Annotated in this window: 2 protein-coding genes; both read right to left on the bottom strand. The window is 43.6% G+C overall.

Annotated features, from left to right (window positions below; translation table 11 throughout):
• On the bottom strand, positions 1-1,472 hold a 1,472-nt coding region (locus B3Z75_RS00265; RefSeq protein ID WP_294066385.1), incomplete at its 3' end, for a SusC/RagA family TonB-linked outer membrane protein.
• A 194-nt stretch (positions 1,473-1,666) separates the two neighbouring features.
• Positions 1,667-4,252 (bottom strand): DUF4962 domain-containing protein, encoded by a 2,586-nt coding sequence (locus B3Z75_RS00260; protein ID WP_294066382.1) that lies wholly within the window; start codon positions 4,250-4,252, stop codon positions 1,667-1,669.
• Between the last annotated feature and the right edge of the window lie 102 nt (positions 4,253-4,354).

Here is a 4,354-nt window from a genome sequence, read left to right as displayed (position 1 = left end):
GATCTTTTGGCGATGATTGAGCGATCACCGAAGAATACTTCATCCCGGCGTGTCTGGTAACGAATTCCGGAGCTGTTTCTGAAAGACCAGTTTTTAAGAAATTTATAGGTGAAACTTTCGCTTGCCTGTATGGTCCTGTATTCCTTGTTGTTTGTCTCCTCTTCTGCCGAAATCAAAGGATTCTGCATCACATTGCCGCTATCATCCATTAACAGCGGGTCTTCGTCGCCGAGAAGGAGGTCGTCCGTACCGTTAATGCCTACTGTCGGCCTGTATTGAAGAATGTGCTGCATTTTATTGAAACGGTCTCCGTTTTCGGATGTACCCATTCCGTATACTTTTATCTGGTCATAGTTGACTCTTCCGGAGATTGAAAACTTATCGTTGGGTTTGTGGTTGATATTCAGCAAAATATTATTTTTGTCATTTCCGCTATAAACCATTGCTCCCTGATCTTTAAAAAACAGGTAGGAAAGATTATATTGCATCTCCTTTGTACCTCCGTTTAACCCGATACGGTAATTTTGGGTATAGGCGGTTCTTCCCAATGTTTCCTTTTGCCAGTCGATACCCCCACGGTTACCGTAGTTTGTACGAATGTCGCTGAAGGGACCGTACAGTTTTTCGAAATTCTCGATGCCTGTGTCCCTGTTTGCGCCGTATCTCCTTTCGTAATCCAGTAATGCAAATTCTTCGGTAGAGAGTACCGGCAGGCTGTTAGAAACATTTTTAAATCCGACATACGTATCAAACGAGATGGTTAGTTTCTGTCCGTCTTTTAAGCCGCTCTTGGTTGTGATCAATACAACGCCGTTCGCACCGCGTGCTCCATAGATTGCGGTGGCAGACGCATCTTTCAGAATATCAATTGATTCTATTTCGGAGGGATCCAGGGTGGCCATCCCATCCTCACTGGGGAAGCCGTCGATGATATAAAGCGGCTCATTGCTTTGCGTGATAGAAATTCCTCCGCGTACCCGTATCGAAATAGAGGATCCCGGGGCGCCTTCGTTTTGCAGTACTTGTACACCGGCCATTCTTCCCGCTAAACTCTGGGTTACGTCAGCAGTCGGGACTTTTATTAATTCCGTACTTTTCACGGAAGTAACGGAACCCGTCAGATCTCCTCTTCTGCTCGTCCCATAGCCAATGGACACGACTTCATCGAGCATCACTGAGCTGGATTCAAATGTGACATTGATATTTTTTTGTCCGTTCACAGCTATTTCCTGGGTTTTCATTCCGATGTAAGAAAACACCAGTATGTCTGTGTTGGGATTAGGGATATTAATTTGATAAACGCCATTAATATCCGTGACTACTCCGGTTGAGGTTCCTTTTATCAGAACTGTCGCCCCGATAGCCTCGTAGCCTTGTTCATCGATAATTTTACCGGTCACCACGTGTGATTGGCCGTAAGCCGTTCCGGTAAAAATTAAAAAAAACAAAAAAACTTTCAAGTAATTTCTCATAATTATTCACAGTTTAATTCAATGTTTGTTTTTCATTAAAAAATTCATGATGGAAGCAAAAGTACGTCAGATAACGTAAACGCATGTTAAAATACTTTTTTAATACTTTCAAATTTGTGTGTATTTGTTTAAATATTGTTCAAAAAAAAGGACTTTAAGTTTGTAATCTCCTGGCTTGCAGACTCATGATTGGTCTATATCTCAAGTTCCGGGAGTTCATCCTTTAGGATTGTGGTGATTCCGTTTTCCTGAATGGTTGTTATGTCGTCATAGATGAGTTTTATATCGTCTGTTCTGTTATCAATAGAAAACGATGCTTTTCCTCTTGGCGACAAGTTGAAAGTGATGGACCAGTTTCCGGCCCGTATCTCCGTATCGGAAATACGCTCAGGCACTATTCCTTGTTCTTTTCGATCGTGTGTGTTGATGATTGTCGCAAACCGGTAAATCTTTCGCATCGGCGTAGTAGCTTCAAAATGCCAGTGGTTTTTGTAAGGTTCAAAGTATCCTTCATTGTTTGCCTTTAGCCAGTTGAGTGCAGGAGTAAAAAATTTATTGGTCATCTCCACCTCTAATTCGTCATTCGAAAACAAATATGCATCAGAAGTCCCTTTTTCGTTCGTTGCCCGGATCTGAATTGCGTGTTCCTTTTGTACGATTGTCATTGGATTTTCTATGGTATGAAGCAGATAATTCCAATGGACCAGTGTATCGGCTTCCAATTCATCATAGATAAACACCAGGCCGGCATCTCCCAATTTTACAATATGGCGCCGGTAAGTGAGCAAGTGATTTTTGTCCCAGCCGTTTTCCGGAGAAAGGCTCAGCCCCGACTTTTCAGCACGCTCTTTCCATATGGGTGAAATGACTTCCCCGTAGGCATTGGAGGCATCTCCGGTTACATAGCTGATTTTTGTACCTTCGTAATATCTCGGTATCCATCCATACCCTTCCGTACCAATTTTTTGGCCCATACCGTTAATTAAGATCGTGTTGTGTGCACGTGTGCTGCGATGGGAAAAGAAGCTGTGAGCATCAATAAAGCTTGAATGGTGTCCGGTGCTGTAGAATAATGCTTTCCCTCCGTAAAAGGTATTGAACGCATTTTGATTGGCCAGGGCATGAGAAGTAGAGCCATAGGGACTGGAGCGAAAAGTGAACATGGCGTTCCGGTTCAAATCTTTCCAGTCAGACATGAAGGATGCCAGACCTGTCTGTGGAAAAACATACGATAAGGGCAAACCGGCCAGTTTGTCTCCTTTTGGCAAAGGGGTGTTGCAATGGACTCGAAACCACGACAAGTCGCCCGGTTTTGATCCGAAGCTTTGTTTCATGATATCCGGCTCCGACTCCGATATTACTTCTACGTAATCAGATAAAAACGAGTTGTTGGTCAGTCGTGCAAGGGCATCTGCATAGGCCACCCGGGTACCTCTGGGGGTGGTCACATTTTGGTGGGAGCTGCCATTACCACCTGATTTTGAAAAGGGGGGTTGCTGGAAGATCACATACATGGCAGAACCTTTATACCAGGGGTCTCTGAAGAAATCGTAGCCGGTTACTTTGGTGTAAAAATAGGGAACTTCTACCAGTGTGCGTATGTTTGTGTGGAAGTAGGAATCGCCATTATGCCAGGCGCCATCCTTATTTAATCCCGGAAAACGAGCCAGCCATAAGTTGTATGCGTACTCGGTCCACAGGCCGGCTTCCGGTATTTCTCCATACACGGCAAAAGCCGCCATGGTGAATATGCGGAAGTTCATTTGCCAATTGTGGTTGTCTGCGATATGGTTTTCCAGCCGATTGGCGAAATCGCTGAATAGGTCGCTTCCGTTTTCTTTTATTTCATGCAGGAGCATTTTTTTCTGTTTTTCCGTTAACATTTGGTAAAAAGAATCATACGCCAGCGATGTTACGGACAAAAGGGTTGCCTGATTAAAGTCTCCCACCAGGTGTGGACTGTTTTTCCAGGATACCATCTCTTCAATCCGCTTCATGGCGTCATCCAGGTAAGCTCTTTTCTTCGTTAAGAGGTATGCCCTTGTCAATACATCGATATTTTGTTCCTCACGGTCCACAATCCTACGGCTTTCACGGGTGATCATTGCCTTTTTTTTCACCTCATTCTCCAGTCCTTCCATAAAACTTGTGTTTATGGCTTCATCGAGATTGACACGTTCCGTGTTTATGATTTCATTTGCCTTTTGAATATACCATTCGCGTTCCTCTTTTTCCCTGCTCTTTTGGATGAAATCAGTCCATTCACTCTCAAAAACCAACACCCGTGGATGCTCCCGAGGTAATTTTTCCATCAGAGATTTGTAGGAGGGAGGGATAAATTTTTCGGGATTTTCCATCACGTTGAATTGTAATATATCGGACCACTCCGTGGTGTCGCCACGTACATATCCGAATTGCCAGTACCAGGTTCCTGGAGAAAGTTCATTATCCGGGTTGTAAAATGGCCAGGAACTGCTTGCACTGAACAGCTTGTCGTTGAACGACGGATCTTTCGAAAACCGGATGCGATAATTCGTATCGTTTTCTTTGGGTTTCTTCCATGCAGGACTGTTCTCCATGTAGTAGGACTTATGATTGGACAGTGGCCACATAAACGAGACATTTTTATCCGATACCACCGCATTGTTTAATGGCGAAGGTGTTGCGCGCATCTCATGCATTAGGGTAACATCGCTTAACCTTTTGCTCGATTGAGGTTGGGCGGGTTGGCATATAGCAAATGCCAATAAAACGAAAAAATAATTTGTTTTTGCTTTCATATGACTAAAATTATTTATTTTCACTAAAGTTGGATATTTGCTCGCCATGGCAAAGTATCAACAAGTTCGGCTTTGCTCGTTTGACTTAACGCAAGTAATTCA

The sequence above is a fragment of the Proteiniphilum sp. UBA1028 genome, assembly GCF_002316955.1.
Lineage (GTDB): Bacteria > Bacteroidota > Bacteroidia > Bacteroidales > Dysgonomonadaceae > Proteiniphilum.
The sequence above is the reverse complement of the archived record's forward strand: the minus strand, read 5'-3'. Positions and strand labels throughout refer to the sequence as shown.

Excerpts from the sequence above, each read along its gene's own strand:
- B3Z75_RS00260 (WP_294066382.1), bottom strand. The coding sequence starts at position 4,252 with ATGAAAGCAAAAACAAATTATTTTTTCGTTTTATTGGCATTTGCTATA.